Raw genomic sequence first — 17,019 nt, 5'->3', positions numbered from 1 at the left:
AATTTCCACGAAGCTATGAGGATTCTGGCTTTCCGATACCTGGCACTGAGGTAGGATAATAGGAATTAGCCTTCACGAACGTTTCTGCAACAGCAGCAATTTCCGGGTCAGTTGCTTCCCACTCACCCCAAGGAAAGCACATCTGTCCGGGGGAGGATTTTTTCGATTTGGCTTTAATTTTCATTCCCGCTAACAAACGACTACCCCAATGATTTTTCTTGTCTGATTTTGGTAGAGGGCGATATTTTTGACAAAAACCGCGATATTTTGCGGCGCATTCATCTAATGTTTTACCCAGAGACAAAAAAGCGGGATGCCATTGGGTGATACCATCATTACCTAACCTGTCGTGAATGCCATAATTGCTGAAATCGTAGAAAAAACCAGGCTGAATTCCCGCCGCTTTCGGATTGGCGTGAATATAGCGTAAAGTATTCAAAGCGCGACGTTTATCGGTATTCGCAAAACCCGTAGAGTGATAGCGTTTTTCCCAAAAATGCCCCGTGCGGTTCAGCATTCGATTAAAGCACATGGCGGTATACCAATTCAACCAGTGCATGATTTTGGGTAAATCTTCTGGTTTTGCAGGTTCTAGCAAATAATGGACATGATTGCTCATAATACAGAGAGCATAGAGTTTAAAGCCATACTTCTGCTGTGCTTTTTTGATTGCGTAGAGAAATACTTCCCGACATTCCAAGCGAGTGAGGCGAAACTCGCGGTTATTGCAGCGAGTAGTAACGTGGTAGGAGTATCCTGATTGTAGCTGACGCGGTTGGCGAGGCATGATGATGGTTGCAAAAATTGAGACACTATTAAACGTAAATTCTACTCTCTCAGTTTTGTTAAAGGAATTAGCAGAAGAATGCGAAACAGTGCTGTTTCTATTAACGCAGCTAAAATTACCTAATCTAACAGATGACCAAAAAGGCGATATTCTCGCGGAACTAACTGGCCCTGTCTCTCACTTGCACGTACATACGGAAGATTTACCGGATTTAATTGCGGATGAAATTGAAACATTATCCGATGAGGAAGATTAAGAATGTCAAGAATATCAAAATATACTTTAGTTTGGTGTATGTTTTGGTAATTTCGGTTTTGACTAATTGAAAAACCAACGGCAGGAAGGCTTATTATGACAGGACATCATAAATTCAACCAACTCATCAAAAATATTTCACCGGAAAGAAAAGCTAGAATTGCTGAAAAAACAGCCCAACTCAAGCAAGAAATAGCGTTGGGAAAGAAACCGAGAAAGCGAGAAAGTTTGGTGATGCGGACACAGAAACCCGGTTTCTTGAAGAAACCGGGTTTCTAGTCTGCTGGCGATATGCTAAAATTTAAAATTTACATATTATAGCCTGTAAAAATAAAAATATGGTAAAAACACCTTTAGCTTGGAAACCACGCCGCATTCCTGAAAAGTATAAAAAACATCCTCTCTCTCCTCAAGAAAAAGCCAAACAGGAAGCAGAAAACGAAGCACGTTGGCAGCGTTGTCGTCCTATATTTGAGCGAGTGCGTGATGAATTCATGTCAACTCACTACAACTGGTACATTGTTATAGATCCTAATAGTGGAGACTATTTCATTGAAGAAGATGAATTAGTTGCGATCCAAAAACTGATCGAAAACCCTCCCAAAGAAGAAGCTGTTATCCGGCGTTTGAATGAAACAGGAACTTGCGGCAGTATATGATTGAAGGGAGATTTGATGAGGAAGGCAAGTTACTGTTTGAAATTGGTTTGGTTGCTGCTGATAAAGAAGAAATCAAAGAAATGATTTTCCGGCTACCTGTTGCAGAAATTATCGCACTGATGGCAGATATTGAAGAAAGAGTGGAAAATTTGACGATGATGCAGTTAGCAGAAACAGGTTTTGAGGAGTGGAACGATCCAGAGGAAGATATTTACAATGACTATTATTCATAGTGATACCGACAAGAGAGAAAGTCAATCTGAGTATTTCCCACTCGATAAACAAGCCGATGTTCTAAATCAATCCGCCGTGACCAAATATCAGCATCCATATATTTTAATGGTTCTGGTTTACCAATACCATCAAAAGGATCTTGCATCACAGCCGTAACTAAATCTAAAATTTTCGAGGCTTTCTGAAAATCTTGCTTGAACCACCAGGCTAAATCTTCCTTAAATTGAGAACTAAAACCCGGACTGCGATTAACTACAACTGGCTTAACTTCATCGGGTTCAGCTTTCTTTTTTTTCTTCTTTGTCAATCCCCAACTCCTGTTGAAGTTCTGCGATAGTTTGCGGTTCGATCTTTCCTGTTTTAGACTCTTCGATCGCATCGATTAACCGACGCGCATTTGCAGGCGATCGCAAAAGGTAAACCGTCTCAACTAAACTTAGCAAATCTGACTCAGCGATTAAAGCTACATTTTCGCCTTCCCGACGGTTAATGATATAGACCTGATGATTTTCTACTACCAGGTCTAACAACTTAAACAAGTCATTTTTCGCATCTGTTGGAGATGTTATTTTGTAAGACAGCATCAGCTAATGTACAGAATTATGTACGTTTATTATAGAACTTGATTTAACTTTTTGCCAAGATACTGGCTGCGATCGAGGGGAATGGTTAAGCATTGGATGCGGTTCCACTGGAAGCATTTCTCCAACAAGACGAGATAGTCACTCATGTCAGAAATATCAAAATACACTTTAGTTCGGTGTTGGTTTTGGTAATTTTGGTTTTGGCGAATTGATGGTTCTAAAAAGAAAGGTTCGCGAGATAATAAGAGAGAACCTTAAATAGGTTGATTTCGCTTCAAATAACGACCTTGCGGCGAACCTAATATCTGTCCGCGATCGAAAATCAAATCCCCCCGCAAGAACGTGCTTTTAACTCTTCCGGTTAACTCCATACCTTCAAAGGGAGTATAGCCTTGTTGCGATAGCGATTCAGCAGCACGAACAACAAATGTTTCATGGGGATCTACTAACACTAAATCGGCATCATATCCAATCGCAATATCACCCTTTTGCAACACGCCAAATCGTTGGGCGGGATTCCAACAAAGTAGCTTGGCAATTTGATTGTAAGACAGCCCGCGTTTGCTTCCTTCACTAATAATACCGGAAAGCAAATATTCCGTACCGCCAAAACCAGATTTAGCTAACCAAATGTTATCTGGATCTCTCAAATTTGCTTTTTGTTCTGCCGAACAGCAGGCGTGATCGCTGACAATCCAATCTATTTTATCCTGCAATACGGCATTCCATAAATATTCTACATCCTCTCTAGGGCGAATGGGAGGATTAACTTTTGCCCATTTACCAGTAGGCGCATTTACATCTAAAAGCAGATGACCAATTGTGACTTCTCGCTTAAAGTTAACGTGCGGAAATGTTGTTTGCATCATCAAAGCTGCTTCGACTGCTTTCCGGGAACTGAGATGCAATAAATTGATGTTGATACAGTTAGTTTCGTGTGCCAAATAAGAGGCAATACATATTGCTAAACCTTCGGAGTGGGGAGGACGGGCAGCACTATAAGCAGTTAGTCCGGTGAGGGTAGAATCTTGCTGCACGATTTTGGTATAAGCATTGAGAATATCAGCCATTTCACAATGCAAACTCAGGCTGATTGTATCCTGCATAGTGGGGTATTTTTCCCGCAGTTGAGTCAACCCCCGCATGATAAATTCAAAGTGGGCTAAATCGTAGCGATCGTCCTTATTAATCATTAGAAATAAATTCTGTTGCTCGGAAAGACCGTGCAAACCATAACCGCCATAAAACATAAAAATTTTGAACGAAGCAACGCCATGTTCCTCGAACAACCACTGCATTTCATCGATATGCTGAGGACTAATTGGCGCGATATGATAGCCATAATCAACAAAATAGTTCCCCTCTGATAAAGCCAGCACTTCTGGGAAAAAATCCTTGTAAGAACCACCTTTATTTAGATAATATTGACCTGTACGGATATAATTGAGAGTAGCGGTTACGCCCCCCATTGCGGCGGCTTGGCTTTCTGCGATCGCATCTCGATCGAGCGGTTGATAGATACCGATGTGCGTATGGGCGTCAACTACCCCTGGAAAACCAAGCAAGTTTTGCGCGTCAAACACCTCTTTGGCTGTCTCAGGGCTGATTTGCGGCGCAATTTGGGCAAATTTCCCATCCGCGATCCCCAGATCCAGGGACTCTACAGATGATGAATGGGGACGGACTACGCGGACATTTTTGATAATTCTATCCAGAACGGGAGTTTCAGACACAGAACCTCTTGTTAAGATCGGTTAAACTAATTATCGATCGAGTTGTCTAAAATCAAACTTTTAGGTTGAAATTATAGCAGGTTAAATTCAACTACAGCAAGGAGAAAAGACAATGACAACTTTCAACGAGTATCATTTAGACCCCAAGCAATTTCCTTTTCTGGACAAGCTGCAAGAAAATTGGCAATCCATTAGAGATGAATTCACATACTTTAATGCAAACGTCTCTGAGTCAGAGTTACAGTTTGCTTATGATGTCATGGGGCCAAAAAATAAAACGATTAAGACGAAAGGAAATAGCAAGTATAAGGCTTTTGGGGTGTTATTTCAAGGAATGGCGATCGAAAAATATATTCAATTTCATCAAATTCAATATCCTCAGTACGAATCAGATGATGTACCGTCAAAAGCACGGGAATTAAAAGCGCGATATTTTCCTAAATTAACTCAGATTATAGAAGAGACAAATTTACACAATGACAATGTTATCAGGAATGTGTATTTCGGGACATTTATGCCCGGTCTGGATGTGAAACTTCATGTTAACTATAACCCGCATATGAATCGCGGCTATCTAGGATTAATTGTGCCGCCTGGAGATATAGCAATGAAAATATGCTATGATAAATTATATTGGCACGAAGGGGAATTTATGATTTTAGATCATAGCTATCCTCACTGTCCGCATAATTACACCGAGTACGAAAGAACTGTTTTGGTAGTTGATTTCTTTAAGACGGATAAGCCAAGAGAAGAAGTAATTAAAATTGAAGAGGAATTAGTTAGCGATCGCCTGGAAGAAAATCCTTACAGCTTAGGTATTTTTGGCAAAAACGATAAAGCTAAAGAAGAAGATTTTATTACTTATGGTTTAAGTCATCAGTTGGAATGGGATAAAGCTATGTAAGCACAATTAGATGGTTTAGGTGGCTAGTAACTCAAGTCGCTAGTTATATAATTGAGGCTAATATTAGGTACGTTGTTGCGATGCAGCGCTCTTATCCGAGTGAGCAGAAGAGCGCTAAAACGCAATAACATACGAAGAATCGATCGATCGCATCCTATTCGATCGCCAAGTAGTGTTTTTAGAGGGTGCGCTCGCTTGCTTTGTTTAGGCTTTAATTTATGTGCCTATTCTGGTTTTAACCAGCCTTTAATGGTGGCTTTGATAGTGTTGAAATAACTGTTATCCAAGAACTCTTCAATAGCAGTTTCGCCACCAGCTTGTAATGCGCCAACAACACGACGCTTAAAGCTAGGAGTAGTTTCGTCATTAACATAAGCAATTTGCTCACTCTGAGTAGCAGTAGGATTAGTTTTCTCTAATTGTTTGAGGAGTTTCTGTATTTCAGATGCCGCTTCCTCAAGAGTTTTCTTTTGCTCAGATAAATGAATGTGTTGGTTAGCAGATTCAATGTTAGCTTCTACATTTCCTTGGGCAGTTCCTTGAACTATATTGCCCATAAAACCACTGTTATTCATCTTTACAGCTTTTTCTTCCATAGCTAATAGCCTCCTTAATTACTAATATTTGCTTTTAGTCTAATCTTCACTTAATCATCAGAGCTATGCAAAACGTTACCCCCAACATATCCCTGAATAAAGTTACCTTTTACCTGACTATTATTGACAGATATCTGGTAAGTAGCATCCTTTTCAGTTTCAATAAAATCATAGACTACTTCAAGAACTCGCTTTAAATTTTCCTTATCAGTTGTAACAAATAGCTTTTGATCGCCAGAATTGAGAGTTAGTAACAACCCGTAGTGTTTTGGCTTAAGAAAGTTCCAAACTGTTCCTCCAATAGCGGCAAACATCAACACTGCTCCTACTCCACCGTTAAAAGGACTAAGGAACAAAGCTAAAATAAAAACTATTACAATTGTTCCCCAAGGAATTGTTCCAATATCTACCTCTCCTTCACTAAATCCTGTAATATTGTGAGTTTGGTAAACATTTTTTGCAAAACGAAGTGTTCTCTTTGTTACCGTTATAACTTTATTTTTTTCTAACGTGATACTTTGATTGCTTCCAAAGGAGTTTACTGTTGCCATTGGTTTACTTCGTTAATGGAATAATAAAGCTGGTCAGTATTTGAACCTATTAGATCGGCTTACGCTACTGGGAATCTATGCTAGACCGATCGCACCCAACCTGAAAAGACGGAAAAAGGCGGATTAAGGCGGATATTTTGTAAATTTTTCGTAAAATTTTCAACCCAAGGCGGATTAAGGCGGATCGAGGCGGATTAAGTCGGGTATAATAACGCCAGTCTTCTCACATTCCTACCAATGGACAGTCCCGAAGTATTACAATTTGTAGATGAACTTATCTACGCCAAAACAGGGAAACATCTCAACGACTTGCAACGGGGAATTATTGAGGGAACGCTAAAACGGCAAAAGTATTCCGATATTGCTAAAAATTATAATTGTACGACTGGTCATACTAAGGAAGTAGGTTATGAGATGTGGCAATTATTATCTGAAATTTTTGGTGAAACTGTTGATAAAAAGCATCTTCAATCTGTTCTGGAAAGGCAATTAAATCGTAATAATGTTTTTGGTGATAAAAACGTTACTAATTTTACTAATACTAATAACATAATTAGTTCTAGCTGTATAAACTTTGGTTCCGATCAACCCAATTCCACTCCAGATAAAAGTCAGCCTAAAACTCCTGACTTTCAGCAGAATAACAATAATCAGATTAATCAAGAAAAAATTGATAAATTACGACAATTTGGCTTAAGCGACGACCAAATTGCAGAAGTGTTAGATCTTCCTTTGCAAGTAATTAAGCAGGTAGACTTGGAGGAGTAAACCTGGTATTTTTCCATGTAAATTCAGCAATATTTCATCAGTTTGTATCTATTTTATTTGATAAACCAGTAGTTGCGATAGCTAGCAGTTCACTTTAATATTACAACAAAGATTTTGCTGGCAAACTAAACCCCGGTACAATATCCTCACCACTCAAAATCGCTGTCACCGGATACTCAGTAACCGAGTTATCAGCTCGATAAACAAATGCTTGCTGATTTTTGCGATCGAACAACCATCCCAATTTTACGCCATTATCGATATACTCTCTCATTTTCTCTTTGAGCGTGTCTAAACTATCAGTTTTAGAACGAATTTCTATGACAAAATCAGGCGCAATATTAATAAATCCATCCTCTCCTTCATCCCAATTTTCTGGCAATCTACCTTTAGCGACAAAGGCTGCATCAGGGGAACGAACTGCACTATTAGCTAATTTAAACCCAGTGCTGGGGCCAAATACTTCCCCCAAATCCTGACTTTCTACATAAGTCAAAAGGTAAGCTACTGCTTTTGCTTCTCTATTGCCAGAAATTCCGCCTGTTGGCGGCATAATTACTAAACTTCCATCTGCATTCCTTTCAAACTGCATATCTCGATTTTTTGAACTGATTTGCATTAGTTCTTCATCGCTGATAACATAGCACTTTGCCAACATTGTTTTATCCTCAAATTAAAGCTATGTCTATTCATATACTTTAACACAAAATTTCCTCTTGCTGCTCACCCAATGTCCAGTATCTAAGATTAGCACAAAAATTTTCCCGATCGAATGACTTCGGCAATGTAAGTACTAAATATTGAGCTAAAAATAGAGGTTATTCAACGATGACAAGCAACGAAGCTTTCTACGATGTCATCGGATTTGGTGACGAAATTCCTGGTATATTTGCCGTTATATCTGCCGCTAGGGAATATCGCCGTCGCACAAAAAAATATCCGCGAGTGTTACTAATGTCCAAAGCTAATTTACAACAAGGTATTGGCGGACATTTAGTCAGAGGAGGACTTGCTTATCTCGATCGCAGTCAAATTGAGCCAAGTTTGCGAACATCTTTAGGTTTGGATACATTTGGATCTCCTGCTGCAATATACAAAGAATTTTTGCAGAGAGCGGGTGTAATTACTGTTGGGATTGACCCCGGCAAAGCTAATACAGTTCTCAAGCAGATGTTGAGCGAAGCTGGCGTTGCGATCCTCAGCAATGTGGCTATTTCATCTGTAAATAAACAAGGTCAAAAAATAGTCAGTCTAACTACATCCAAAGGAACTATATATTATGGTAAACAATTTATCGATGCGACTGTGAATGCCGAATTAGCACAAGCTGCTGGTGTGAGGAAACTCAAAGGGTTTGAAACATTCGGTCTGCCGGAATCAGAACTTTGCGTCAGCGTGATTTTTGAAACGCAGGGACTTAGCGTCAAAAGGCTCAAAGAAATCGAATATAACTATCTCAAACGCTTCACAAATATTGTCGATACAGAAGCACAAAAGTTTCTGCTGCACGCTGCTGGTTATGATGCCAAACTTGCAGAACAACTCAGAAGCGAAATGCTCGAACCTAGAGGCAATCTTAAAACTCTTTATGCTGGTCGAGATTATATCGATATCCGCTCTCCCGCTTTATCGGTAGCTTACCACTCGTTCAGAGGAACTAAGTTATTTTTACCTGAAACTGGTGTAATTTTAGATGAGGGAAATATAGGAGTAATTTCTGACGATCGCCTTTCCTGGAATGCTTTCTTGTTTGACATCAAAGCTTCAGAAGCAGAAACTCTTGCCAGAAGTGGTGCTAAACCTACTCGTAAAATGTTACAAGAAATAACTTATGTCGAAAAGTGGTTCAAGAGTCTCGGCGCTACTTCTGTTACTTTCGCATCTGAAGTGTACATCAGACACGCTGGCAATGTTACTGGCGTTGTCGAACCTCTCACTGGTACAAAAATGCTTCTAGGTGGCGTATCTCCCGCTGAAGCATTGGCTACATTTGCCTATCATTTTGATATGCGCGGCGGTATCCCAGGTATCAGTCCAAGAGCTATTGAAAATGGATGGTCGCAAGGTCTCAATTTTCAGATGCCTGTGTTTAATGTTGGGATTCAACACGCATTAATTAACCAGATTCGTAACTTGGCAGTTGTCAGTCCCGCTTCCGGTTTTGAAGGGTATGCAACTGCTGCTGGCAGAATAGTTGAATTTAACGCTGCTGTCGGTCACGGTGTCGGTATAGCTGCTATCATTGCCATTCAAAGTAATAGGAATTTGGCAGATATATCCAACTGGGAAGTTAGAAAAGTATTGCTTGAAACTGGTCAATTACCTCGCATTTTTGGAATTGCTAAAACTGGGGAAGCATTAAGAATGCGGGAATTAGAGAAGCTGCTAGCACCAAATCCGCAAGCTTTCATCGGTAAGGACAGCAATATCAACGACAGCGATCGCATCGACAATGAAGAAAAAAATAACCTTTTGTCTCCCCTCAATTCTCAACTTCAAAAGTCAGAACTGCCTGTGCTTCTTGAAAGCAAACCCTAAATCGATCGAATATACCCATTTTTCCCAAAACGTTAAATTTCACCCCCAAATTAGCCGAAAATCCGACTGGACAAATAAACCGTTCTGTGCCTAACTGCACTTCCAGATCGTGTAAATAGATTGGCATCAAACTCCCAGTTCCCACTTGCAGATTAATTCGATTTCCAGTGCGATAGTCGAACCCAACTTTATCGGCAATCTCAGCTTGGAAAACGCTGTAAGCCGCACCGGAATCCACATAGCAATCAACACGCTGCCAACCTGTTTCTAGCTTGATTCCAATTGCAACTACAGGTTGTAAAATTCCGTTCAACCTTTGATATGGAAAGCGGTTAATCGTCATAACATTAACTGCTTCCCATCAAATTATAAAAGGTATTAAATCGTCTGGATGCGGTACGTTTATTAACAATGGGCCTACCAACTGTGCCTGTTTCCTAGCAGCGCAATATTCCTCCACTTCCCGATCTCCTACAGCAACAACTTGACCATTTTCAACGGCGACCATTTTGCCAGGGTAATTTTGGATCAGTTCATCATAACCATCCACTAACCACTCATTATCCTTATTCAAAATCTTTGCCAATTCCTCTACAGAAATTTCGCTCATACTCATCGTTTTTACTCCTAAAATTCCACGCTTTGAGGCGCACGGGGAAAGGGAATCACATCGCGAATATTGCCCATTCCCGTCATAAATTGCACCAATCTTTCAAATCCCAAACCAAACCCAGCGTGAGGAACTGTACCGAAGCGACGCAAATCTAAATACCACCACAAATCGTTGGCATTTATTCCCATACTTTCAATGCGTCGCTGTAAAACATCCAGGCGTTCTTCCCGCTGCGAACCGCCAATAATTTCGCCAATTTTGGGAGCCAGAATATCCATCGCTCGCACTGTTTTTTCGTCGTCGCTCAGCCGCATATAAAAAGCTTTGATTTTGGCTGGATAATCGGTGACAATTACGGGCTTTTTGAACAACTCTTCAGCTAAGTAGCGCTCGTGTTCCGATTGCAAATCCAATCCCCAACTGACGGGATACTCAAACTGTTTGTCTGCTTTTTCCAAAAGTGCGATCGCATCCGTATAAGTCAGCCGTTCAAACTCATTATTGATGATATTCTCCGCCGTAGCTAAAACCGAATTATCGATCCGCTGATTGAAAAACTCCATATCTTCCGCGCAGTTATCCAACACATATTTAAATATGTATTTGAGAAACTCCTCCGCTAAATTCATATCTCCTGACAAGTCGCAGAAAGCCATCTCAGGCTCAACCATCCAAAATTCTGCCAAGTGTCGGGAAGTGTTGGAATTCTCAGCCCTAAAAGTCGGCCCAAAAGTATAAACATTAGTAAACGCCATCGCCATAACTTCAGCTTCCAACTGACCGCTGACAGTTAAATAAGCAGGGCGTCCGAAAAAGTCTTTACCATAATCAATATCTTGTTTTTCCGTGCGAGGAACTTTGTTTAAATCGAAGTTCGTAACGGCGAACATTTCCCCCGCACCTTCGCAATCGCTAGCAGTAATAATGGGAGCGTGAACCCACATAAAACCGCGCTCTTGAAAAAACTGATGAATAGCCGTCGCACAAGCATTGCGAACTCGGAACACCGCACCGAAAGAATTAGTGCGCGATCGCAAATGCCCAATTTCCCGCAAAAACTCAAACGAATGCCGTTTCTTCTGCAACGGATAAGTTTCCGGATCGGCTTCACCGTATACTGTTACTGCTGACGCCTTCAACTCGATCCGCTGTCCCTTCGCCGGAGACGCCACCAGCACTCCCTCAACTTCCACAGATGCGCCAGTGTTCAGCTGCTTCAGCACTTTAGCATAATCTGGCAAATCTAGATTCAGCACTACTTGCAAGTTCGCCAAAGATGAGCCATCATTTACCTCAACAAAGGCAAATTCTTTCAATTCCCGCTTCGTGCGAACCCAGCCTTGAACTTTCACGGATTCATCGGGTTGGCCATTTTTGAGTACTTCAGCAATGCGTCGAGTCATATCGATTTTGGATGAGAGGATTTTGGATGAGAGGATTTAAAAATTTATTGGGGTCAACTTCTTTAGTTTACTAGCTATCCAAGGTATTAATATTATGGAGCGAAATATTCGATTACGCATTACTGGCATTTCTCACACGATAGTTGTTAGAGGTCACACCCCTTATTTCGTCAAAGCTAGACATAATAAGGCTTTCAACAGTGTGTTATTTTTTCGGGTCTCGGTTGAACAGGTTTAAATGCTTACTATACAAAGCTTCCAGAGACTGCGATCGCGATCCTTTGTGAAAAATGCGGGGCAAGCGTTTACTTTTTTTAGCTGTCAATTATACAATACATCTGTGTACTAGCGTAATAAATTAATACAAGTATGTCTAAAGTTTTTTTCCAAACTTTAGCTCTTGCGATCGCTATCCTTGGTAGTGGGCTACTACGATCGCACAGTGCAATAGCTGAAAGTCAATTCATCACCCAGGAATCGACTGTATCACCCAATTCGGCGACGATAGAAGAATCCGTAACCGATCTTAGCGTCACGGAGGCAGAAGACTCCTCAATGGCGAAAGTGACCTCAGTTTCCAGTCTCACAGACGTACAGCCGACAGATTGGGCCTTTAGTGCATTGCAATCTCTAGTCGAGAGATACGGTTGTATCGAAGGATATCCCGATCGCACTTATCGCGGCAATCGGGCGATGACCCGCTACGAATTTGCCGCCGGATTAAACCAATGCTTAAATCGAATTAACGAACTAATCGCCGCACTACCCTCTAACATTACTCAAGAAGACTTAGCGACAATAGAAAGATTGCGTGCAGAATTCAATAACGAACTAAATTCCTTGAGAGGTCGCTTAGATTCCCTAGAAGCGCGTGCAACAACTATAGAGAAACAGCAGTTTTCTGCCACCACCAAGCTTAGGGGTGAGGTGATAACCTATTTTGGAAATGCGTTTGGCGAAAATGCCTCAGACGTTAACAATACTACATTTAGCTATCGCACGCGCCTCAATTTTATCAGCAGCTTTACGGGCAGAGACTCGTTGATAGTCAGATTACAAGCCATCAATTTAAGAAGATTTGACACAGCAACTGAATTTCCAGTAGGTGCTTTGAGCGGTGCTACAGATGAAACTCGCCTTCTGCCATCTTCTATATCTGATAATGGGGAAGTTCGGCTGACTTCATTGGCATACCGCTTCCCAGTGAGTGACAAAGTGGCAGTTTTTTTGGGTGCGTTCGGGAGCGATCGACTTTTATCAGAACCCATCAGCCAGTTGAACAATTCGCTCATTGGGCCGGTATCGAACTACGCTACAGTCAATCCCCAGACTTACCCAATCAATCAGCAGACAGGGATTCTTTTGCAATGGCAGACTGCACCTTGGCTTAATATCGACTTTTCTGTGAGCAGCGAAGGCCCAACAAATAACCCCACTGTGGGTCTGTTTAACGGCGGTTACTCTGCTTCTGTGCGTCCGGTGATAAATTTGGGCAGGTTTAGGTTTACTGGATTTTACATTTACAGTTACTCGCCTAATTTTGGCATTGATAGTATTGCAGGCAGTAACGCGGCGAAAGTGATTGGGGCAGGACCAGTGGCAGCCAATAATTATATTGCCGCTGGTTTCTATCGACTGACGCCTACTATTGATTTCGGTGGCTCTGTTGCTTATTCTAATGCGCGGGCGTTGGGAGATGGAACTAAAGGGGATGCACAGGTGTGGAATTACGATATGAATTTGAGTTTTTACGATTTGGGAAAGAAGGGAAATGTAGCTGGTTTTATTGTGGGAGTTCAGCCCAGGTTAGCGGGTACTAGCAATAGGGCGCTGGCTGAAGCGATCGGTTTACCACCGGGACAAAGAAGCGATCGCGATGTTGGATATCATATTGAAGTATTTTACACACATCGAATAAATAACAATATCGCTGTTACTCCTGGTGTCTTTTGGCTAACAGCGCCTAACCACGACGAACGCAACCCGGATGTATTTGTTGGGGTGGTTAGGACTAGCTTTAGTTTTTAACTGACGGGGTAAGAAGTATCGCTGAAACCCTTGTACATCGATACCTGTTCGAGGAGCAGTTGGAAAGCTTTGCAAGCAGCAGGTGCGATCCCCAAAACATAAATGCTAACCGCTGCAAGATTTCAGCAACCAACCGATCGCGATCCCGATCCCCGCAAAGCGCACAGCCATCCAAAAAGGCTCCTTCAGGCTACTCCAGGAGAACAGACTGCTTTCCAGATTAACTTCTAAGATTTCCAATTGCTGTTGAATTTGTTGCAATTCGGCTTTAAGTTGCGGGGATCGGTTTGTGCGCTGCTGTTGACGCACATCCTCGTAGCGATGTTTTAATTCAGCTTGTCGCTGTTTATCTTGTTGTACTTGAGCGTAGCGTTCCTTGAGCGCTTGGAGCGATCGCTCAACTTCCTCAAGTCCTTGCACAAATTCGCGTTCAAAGTCTGCCGACTCGTTTGGGGATCGCTGCGACGGTTCTCGATCGGGCTTCATAACAGTAGAGTAGGGATAATTGCAAATGTGTTATCAGTATGCCCGAACCGACACAACTTCTTAAATCCGATCGGCTAAATGAATTTAGCACCCTGGAATTAGCTCAAACGCTAATGGAACGGCTTGCCATCTCTAGCAACGACTGGCACCGTCTCAAATCTAACCGCAAAGCGCGTGCGAGCGAGCAAGCCGCCGCCGCCCTGGTCTTATTGCTCAAAGATAACCCAGAAGAAGCGCTATTGAGGCTAAACCAAGCATCCGGCTGGCTCGATCGCTCAATATCGGCTCCTCCATGCCCGACCCACGGTCACAATGGCGATCGCCACTAAGCGATCGGGTGAGCTGGAGAGATTTCAAATTTTGGCACAGCAGATTGAATTTCAATCCAAAATCCAAAATTATCTAGCCCCTAGCGAAATAGAGGTAGTTTGTAACGAGTCTTAATATGCTTGCAGAGGCTCAATTCTGTTCCCTCCGTGTTCCAATTCACTTGGTCAAACACTTTGTATAGAATATATAAGCCTCTGCCGCATTCTGACTCATCTGGAGGTAAACGATCGTCGGGATCGATCTCGCACCTACAACAGGGGCTAAATCCCGATCCTTGATCGGAGATCACCCAACAGTAGTGATCTGCGATCGTTGCAAATCGCACTACAACTGTTTTACTGGGATCGAGTTTATTTCCATGCTTGGCAGCATTCACCAAAGCTTCTTGCAATCCCAGTCGAACTTCTAGCTGCCATTGGTCGGGAATTTCGGCCACGAGCAGATCCAGAATCGGACAAAGGTAGAGGGTAGAGGCAAAGCTGATCGTCGCCCAAGTGCGCCCAGTCGGACGCTTTGATATAGCAATCACACTGAAGACCCCCTCGCTTTCAGGTGGACAGACTGAAGTCTTTGCACAGCTTCCATCCTTGCGATCGTTGCATTCTGTTTGGTTATAAGCTTTTTCTCAGGTTTGGTGGGTTCATAAATAGGCTTTACCAACCACATTGCAATTGTTACTGTGCATTTTTTTAATTATGCCTATGTTTAGTACGATCCCACGGTAGTACACATTACCATCCAAGATTTTCAGAGTCGATAGCAGAGCTAGGGCCATCGTTCCACCGCTACAGGTGTATGGTTTCTTGGTGTAGGTCAGACCTACCTAACTCTTATTGTATCGAAACATTTTTAAAACACCAGAGGTAATTGCAGATAAGCTAGAGGCTAGTTCCTCGATCGCTCAAATACCGAAAAGGCTTTGAATGCGTTTGCGTATCCAGATAAAAGGCGTCTCCTGCGAGGCATCTGCCGTTGATAAGCCTAAGTCTCGCAGCGCCTGTTGACGTTCGGAAAGGGTTTGGGCAATTTGATCTGCTAAACCCTGATGCTCTACTAATAACTTCTGTAAATCATTTCGGTCTACCACAAACAGTATCGTGTCCGATAAGGTGCGAACCGTCGCTGAGCGGGGAATTCCCAACAGCAAAGACATCTCGCCAAAAAACTCCCCATCGTGAAGCGTAGCGATATATTTCTCGGCCCGCTGCGAAAAAACTTCCACAGAACCTGTCAAAATGATGTAAAATGAATCTCCCGGTTCATTTTCTTGACAAACAATCTGTCCTGCCGGAAAAAGTTGTCGATACCCATACTCAATTAACTGCCGCAGTTCGAGATCGCTACAAGACTCAAAGTAAGTAACCCTCCGCAACAGTTCGCGGAGGGTTAAGTTATTTGGCGATTTTGACAATGGATGAGTTGTTTCTGACGGTGAGGTCTTTTGGGAAGCTACATTGCCATTGGAAACTTCCGTACCGCTAGTTTTATGAATCAGCGTGTTTAACTCATCTATATTTCTAATCCAGAGTTCCCGTTGCGGGAAAGGAATATGGATGTGGCGATGACGTAATTCCTGCTCGATCCGAAAGTTTAAAGCGCTTTTGATCGGTTCGCTATTTGCTGGTTGATCTATCCAAACCAATAATTCAAAATTTAGACTACTTTCCCCGAAACATTTAAACCACACTTTGGGCGATGGATAGGATAAAACACCAGATTCCATACGAGCAGCAGCTAGCAGCGCCTCCGTGACCAATACTGGATCGCTACCGTAGGTAACTCCGACCGGGACATGGATACAGCACTTGGGATCGCGATAAGTCCAGTTAACAATATAACTTTCCACAAAACGAATATTAGGAACAATTACAAAAACTCCATCGATAGTACGGACAATCGTAGAACGGATAGAAATGTTTTCCACAGTTCCCAATAACCCTTCCACCTCAACAAAATCCCCGACTTTAATCGGTTGTTCCACAAGGAGGGTCAGTCCGCTGATAAAATTACTGGCTAAATTTTGTAGCCCAAAACCAAATCCAATTCCCAAAACTCCAGCTAATACAGCCAGAGAACTGAGATTTATGCCTGCGGTTTGCAGCACAATCAAACCACCCAAAGCAGAGAGGAAATAGCTGATGACAGTAGAGATGGCTTCTCGACTTCCCCTATCTAGTTTCAAGCGCACTAGGAGTCCGCGCTTCATCCACTCGCCTAGCGCTCTGGAAATGAAAAAGACAGCCAAAGCTAACAAAATCAGCGTGACGATCGAACCGATCGACAGAGGTTTGTCCCCCGCCCGCAAAAGTTCAGCCGTAAATAGGTGGGATAAGCTTTTCAAGATTTTCCGCCCATGCTGGATCATCCAATTCATATAAAACTACACTCTGAGGAGGGTGTGAGGAGGGAGCGATCGCAAATCCGCTCAGAACGCTTTGCGTCTGGAGCAGTTGTCAAATTTGACATTCACTCTAATATCTCAAAATTTTCTGGGATAAGCCCTACCCATCGATTGTTGCGACTTAAGACCAGATCGGGTAGTGTTAC

Annotated in this window: 22 protein-coding genes; 9 read left to right on the top strand and 13 right to left on the bottom strand. The window is 42.2% G+C overall.

Features of this window, described 5'->3' with window-relative positions:
• Nucleotides 1-13 precede the first annotated feature (13 nt).
• Nucleotides 14-787, bottom strand: a complete 774-nt coding sequence (locus ACE1CD_RS34295) for a transposase (protein ID WP_374827617.1) — start codon at nucleotides 785-787, stop codon at nucleotides 14-16.
• Here ACE1CD_RS34295 and ACE1CD_RS34290 point away from each other — a divergent pair.
• From ACE1CD_RS34290 to ACE1CD_RS34275, 4 genes are all read left to right on the top strand, one after another.
• Complete coding sequence (locus tag ACE1CD_RS34290; RefSeq protein WP_374827616.1) at nucleotides 786-1,043, top strand: hypothetical protein; 258 nt, start codon at nucleotides 786-788, stop codon at nucleotides 1,041-1,043. The genes ACE1CD_RS34295 and ACE1CD_RS34290 overlap by 2 nt on opposite strands.
• A 95-nt stretch (nucleotides 1,044-1,138) precedes the next feature.
• Nucleotides 1,139-1,321 (top strand): hypothetical protein, encoded by a 183-nt coding sequence (locus ACE1CD_RS34285; protein ID WP_374797771.1) that lies wholly within the window; start codon nucleotides 1,139-1,141, stop codon nucleotides 1,319-1,321.
• A 59-nt stretch (nucleotides 1,322-1,380) separates the two neighbouring features.
• Nucleotides 1,381-1,701 carry a hypothetical protein gene (locus tag ACE1CD_RS34280; protein WP_374827615.1) on the top strand — a complete coding sequence of 107 codons (321 nt, stop codon included), beginning with the start codon at nucleotides 1,381-1,383 and terminating at the stop codon, nucleotides 1,699-1,701.
• Nucleotides 1,698-1,934, top strand: a complete 237-nt coding sequence (locus ACE1CD_RS34275) for a hypothetical protein (protein ID WP_374797767.1) — start codon at nucleotides 1,698-1,700, stop codon at nucleotides 1,932-1,934. Before ACE1CD_RS34280 ends, ACE1CD_RS34275 begins: the two co-directional genes overlap by 4 nt.
• Here the strand turns inward: ACE1CD_RS34275 and ACE1CD_RS34270 are convergent.
• The 3 genes from ACE1CD_RS34270 to ACE1CD_RS34260 form a co-directional block, all read right to left on the bottom strand.
• A complete protein-coding gene (locus ACE1CD_RS34270) occupies nucleotides 1,925-2,242 on the bottom strand; it encodes a Txe/YoeB family addiction module toxin (RefSeq protein WP_374797765.1) in 318 nt (105 codons plus the stop codon). The two genes, ACE1CD_RS34275 and ACE1CD_RS34270, sit on opposite strands and share 10 nt — an antisense overlap.
• A complete protein-coding gene (locus ACE1CD_RS34265) occupies nucleotides 2,214-2,519 on the bottom strand; it encodes a type II toxin-antitoxin system Phd/YefM family antitoxin (RefSeq protein ID WP_374827614.1) in 306 nt (101 codons plus the stop codon). Before ACE1CD_RS34265 ends, ACE1CD_RS34270 begins: the two co-directional genes overlap by 29 nt.
• A gap of 254 nt (nucleotides 2,520-2,773) precedes the next feature.
• Nucleotides 2,774-4,252, bottom strand: a complete 1,479-nt coding sequence (locus tag ACE1CD_RS34260; RefSeq protein ID WP_374827612.1) for a dihydroorotase family protein — start codon at nucleotides 4,250-4,252, stop codon at nucleotides 2,774-2,776.
• Nucleotides 4,253-4,364: 112 nt separating this feature from the next.
• On the opposite strand from ACE1CD_RS34260, the gene ACE1CD_RS34255 reads away from it, so the two are divergent.
• Nucleotides 4,365-5,159 carry an aspartyl/asparaginyl beta-hydroxylase domain-containing protein gene (locus ACE1CD_RS34255; RefSeq protein ID WP_374827611.1) on the top strand — a complete coding sequence of 265 codons (795 nt, stop codon included), beginning with the start codon at nucleotides 4,365-4,367 and terminating at the stop codon, nucleotides 5,157-5,159.
• A 224-nt stretch (nucleotides 5,160-5,383) separates the two neighbouring features.
• Here ACE1CD_RS34255 and ACE1CD_RS34250 read toward each other — a convergent pair whose 3' ends face one another.
• Nucleotides 5,384-5,755, bottom strand: a complete 372-nt coding sequence (locus ACE1CD_RS34250) for a hypothetical protein (protein WP_374797757.1) — start codon at nucleotides 5,753-5,755, stop codon at nucleotides 5,384-5,386.
• A 50-nt stretch (nucleotides 5,756-5,805) separates the two neighbouring features.
• Nucleotides 5,806-6,306 (bottom strand): DUF6232 family protein, encoded by a 501-nt coding sequence (locus ACE1CD_RS34245; RefSeq protein WP_374797755.1) that lies wholly within the window; start codon nucleotides 6,304-6,306, stop codon nucleotides 5,806-5,808.
• A 237-nt stretch (nucleotides 6,307-6,543) separates the two neighbouring features.
• Between ACE1CD_RS34245 and ACE1CD_RS34240 the strand changes: the two genes are divergently transcribed.
• Nucleotides 6,544-7,074: a hypothetical protein gene (locus tag ACE1CD_RS34240; protein WP_374827610.1), complete on the top strand. Its 531-nt coding sequence runs from the start codon at nucleotides 6,544-6,546 to the stop codon at nucleotides 7,072-7,074.
• Between the two features lie 100 nt (nucleotides 7,075-7,174).
• On the opposite strand, the gene ACE1CD_RS34235 is transcribed toward ACE1CD_RS34240, so the two are convergent.
• On the bottom strand, nucleotides 7,175-7,732 hold the full coding sequence (locus ACE1CD_RS34235; RefSeq protein WP_374797751.1) for a Uma2 family endonuclease: 558 nt from the start codon (nucleotides 7,730-7,732) through the stop codon (nucleotides 7,175-7,177).
• Nucleotides 7,733-7,902: 170 nt separating this feature from the next.
• Between ACE1CD_RS34235 and ACE1CD_RS34230 the strand changes: the two genes are divergently transcribed.
• Nucleotides 7,903-9,612, top strand: coding sequence for an FAD-dependent oxidoreductase (locus ACE1CD_RS34230; protein ID WP_374827609.1), 1,710 nt, complete (start codon nucleotides 7,903-7,905; stop codon nucleotides 9,610-9,612).
• Here ACE1CD_RS34230 and ACE1CD_RS34225 read toward each other — a convergent pair.
• The 3 genes from ACE1CD_RS34225 to asnS are packed head-to-tail and all read right to left on the bottom strand — an operon-like array spanning nucleotide 9,557 to nucleotide 11,628.
• The gene (locus ACE1CD_RS34225) at nucleotides 9,557-9,955 is read right to left on the bottom strand and encodes a hypothetical protein (RefSeq protein WP_374797747.1); all 399 of its coding nucleotides are present in this window, start codon (nucleotides 9,953-9,955) and stop codon (nucleotides 9,557-9,559) included. The two genes, ACE1CD_RS34230 and ACE1CD_RS34225, sit on opposite strands and share 56 nt — an antisense overlap.
• Before the next feature lie 18 nt (nucleotides 9,956-9,973).
• On the bottom strand, nucleotides 9,974-10,228 hold the full coding sequence (locus ACE1CD_RS34220; protein ID WP_374797745.1) for a DUF5678 domain-containing protein: 255 nt from the start codon (nucleotides 10,226-10,228) through the stop codon (nucleotides 9,974-9,976).
• A gap of 11 nt (nucleotides 10,229-10,239) precedes the next feature.
• Complete coding sequence (gene asnS / locus ACE1CD_RS34215; protein ID WP_374797743.1) at nucleotides 10,240-11,628, bottom strand: asparagine--tRNA ligase; 1,389 nt, start codon at nucleotides 11,626-11,628, stop codon at nucleotides 10,240-10,242.
• A 369-nt stretch (nucleotides 11,629-11,997) separates the two neighbouring features.
• Here asnS and ACE1CD_RS34210 point away from each other — a divergent pair, with 369 nt between their 5' ends.
• Nucleotides 11,998-13,656, top strand: coding sequence for an iron uptake porin (locus ACE1CD_RS34210; RefSeq protein ID WP_374797741.1), 1,659 nt, complete (start codon nucleotides 11,998-12,000; stop codon nucleotides 13,654-13,656).
• A gap of 105 nt (nucleotides 13,657-13,761) precedes the next feature.
• On the opposite strand, the gene ACE1CD_RS34205 is transcribed toward ACE1CD_RS34210, so the two are convergent.
• Entirely contained in the window at nucleotides 13,762-14,142 is a 381-nt protein-coding gene (locus ACE1CD_RS34205; protein WP_374797739.1) for a DUF2203 domain-containing protein, read from the bottom strand.
• Nucleotides 14,143-14,180: 38 nt separating this feature from the next.
• On the opposite strand from ACE1CD_RS34205, the gene ACE1CD_RS34200 reads away from it, so the two are divergent.
• Entirely contained in the window at nucleotides 14,181-14,471 is a 291-nt protein-coding gene (locus ACE1CD_RS34200; protein WP_374797737.1) for a DUF6439 family protein, read from the top strand.
• Between the two features lie 80 nt (nucleotides 14,472-14,551).
• Here ACE1CD_RS34200 and ACE1CD_RS34195 read toward each other — a convergent pair whose 3' ends face one another.
• A complete protein-coding gene (locus ACE1CD_RS34195) occupies nucleotides 14,552-15,001 on the bottom strand; it encodes an ATP-binding protein (RefSeq protein ID WP_374797735.1) in 450 nt (149 codons plus the stop codon).
• A gap of 372 nt (nucleotides 15,002-15,373) precedes the next feature.
• Entirely contained in the window at nucleotides 15,374-16,846 is a 1,473-nt protein-coding gene (locus ACE1CD_RS34190) for a cyclic nucleotide-binding domain-containing protein (protein WP_374827608.1), read from the bottom strand.
• Nucleotides 16,847-17,019: the final 173 nt, after the last annotated feature.

The organism is Aerosakkonema sp. BLCC-F183 (assembly GCF_041929145.1).
Taxonomy (GTDB): Bacteria; Cyanobacteriota; Cyanobacteriia; order Cyanobacteriales; family Aerosakkonemataceae; genus Aerosakkonema.
This window is presented reverse-complemented; position numbering and strand designations above follow the sequence as displayed.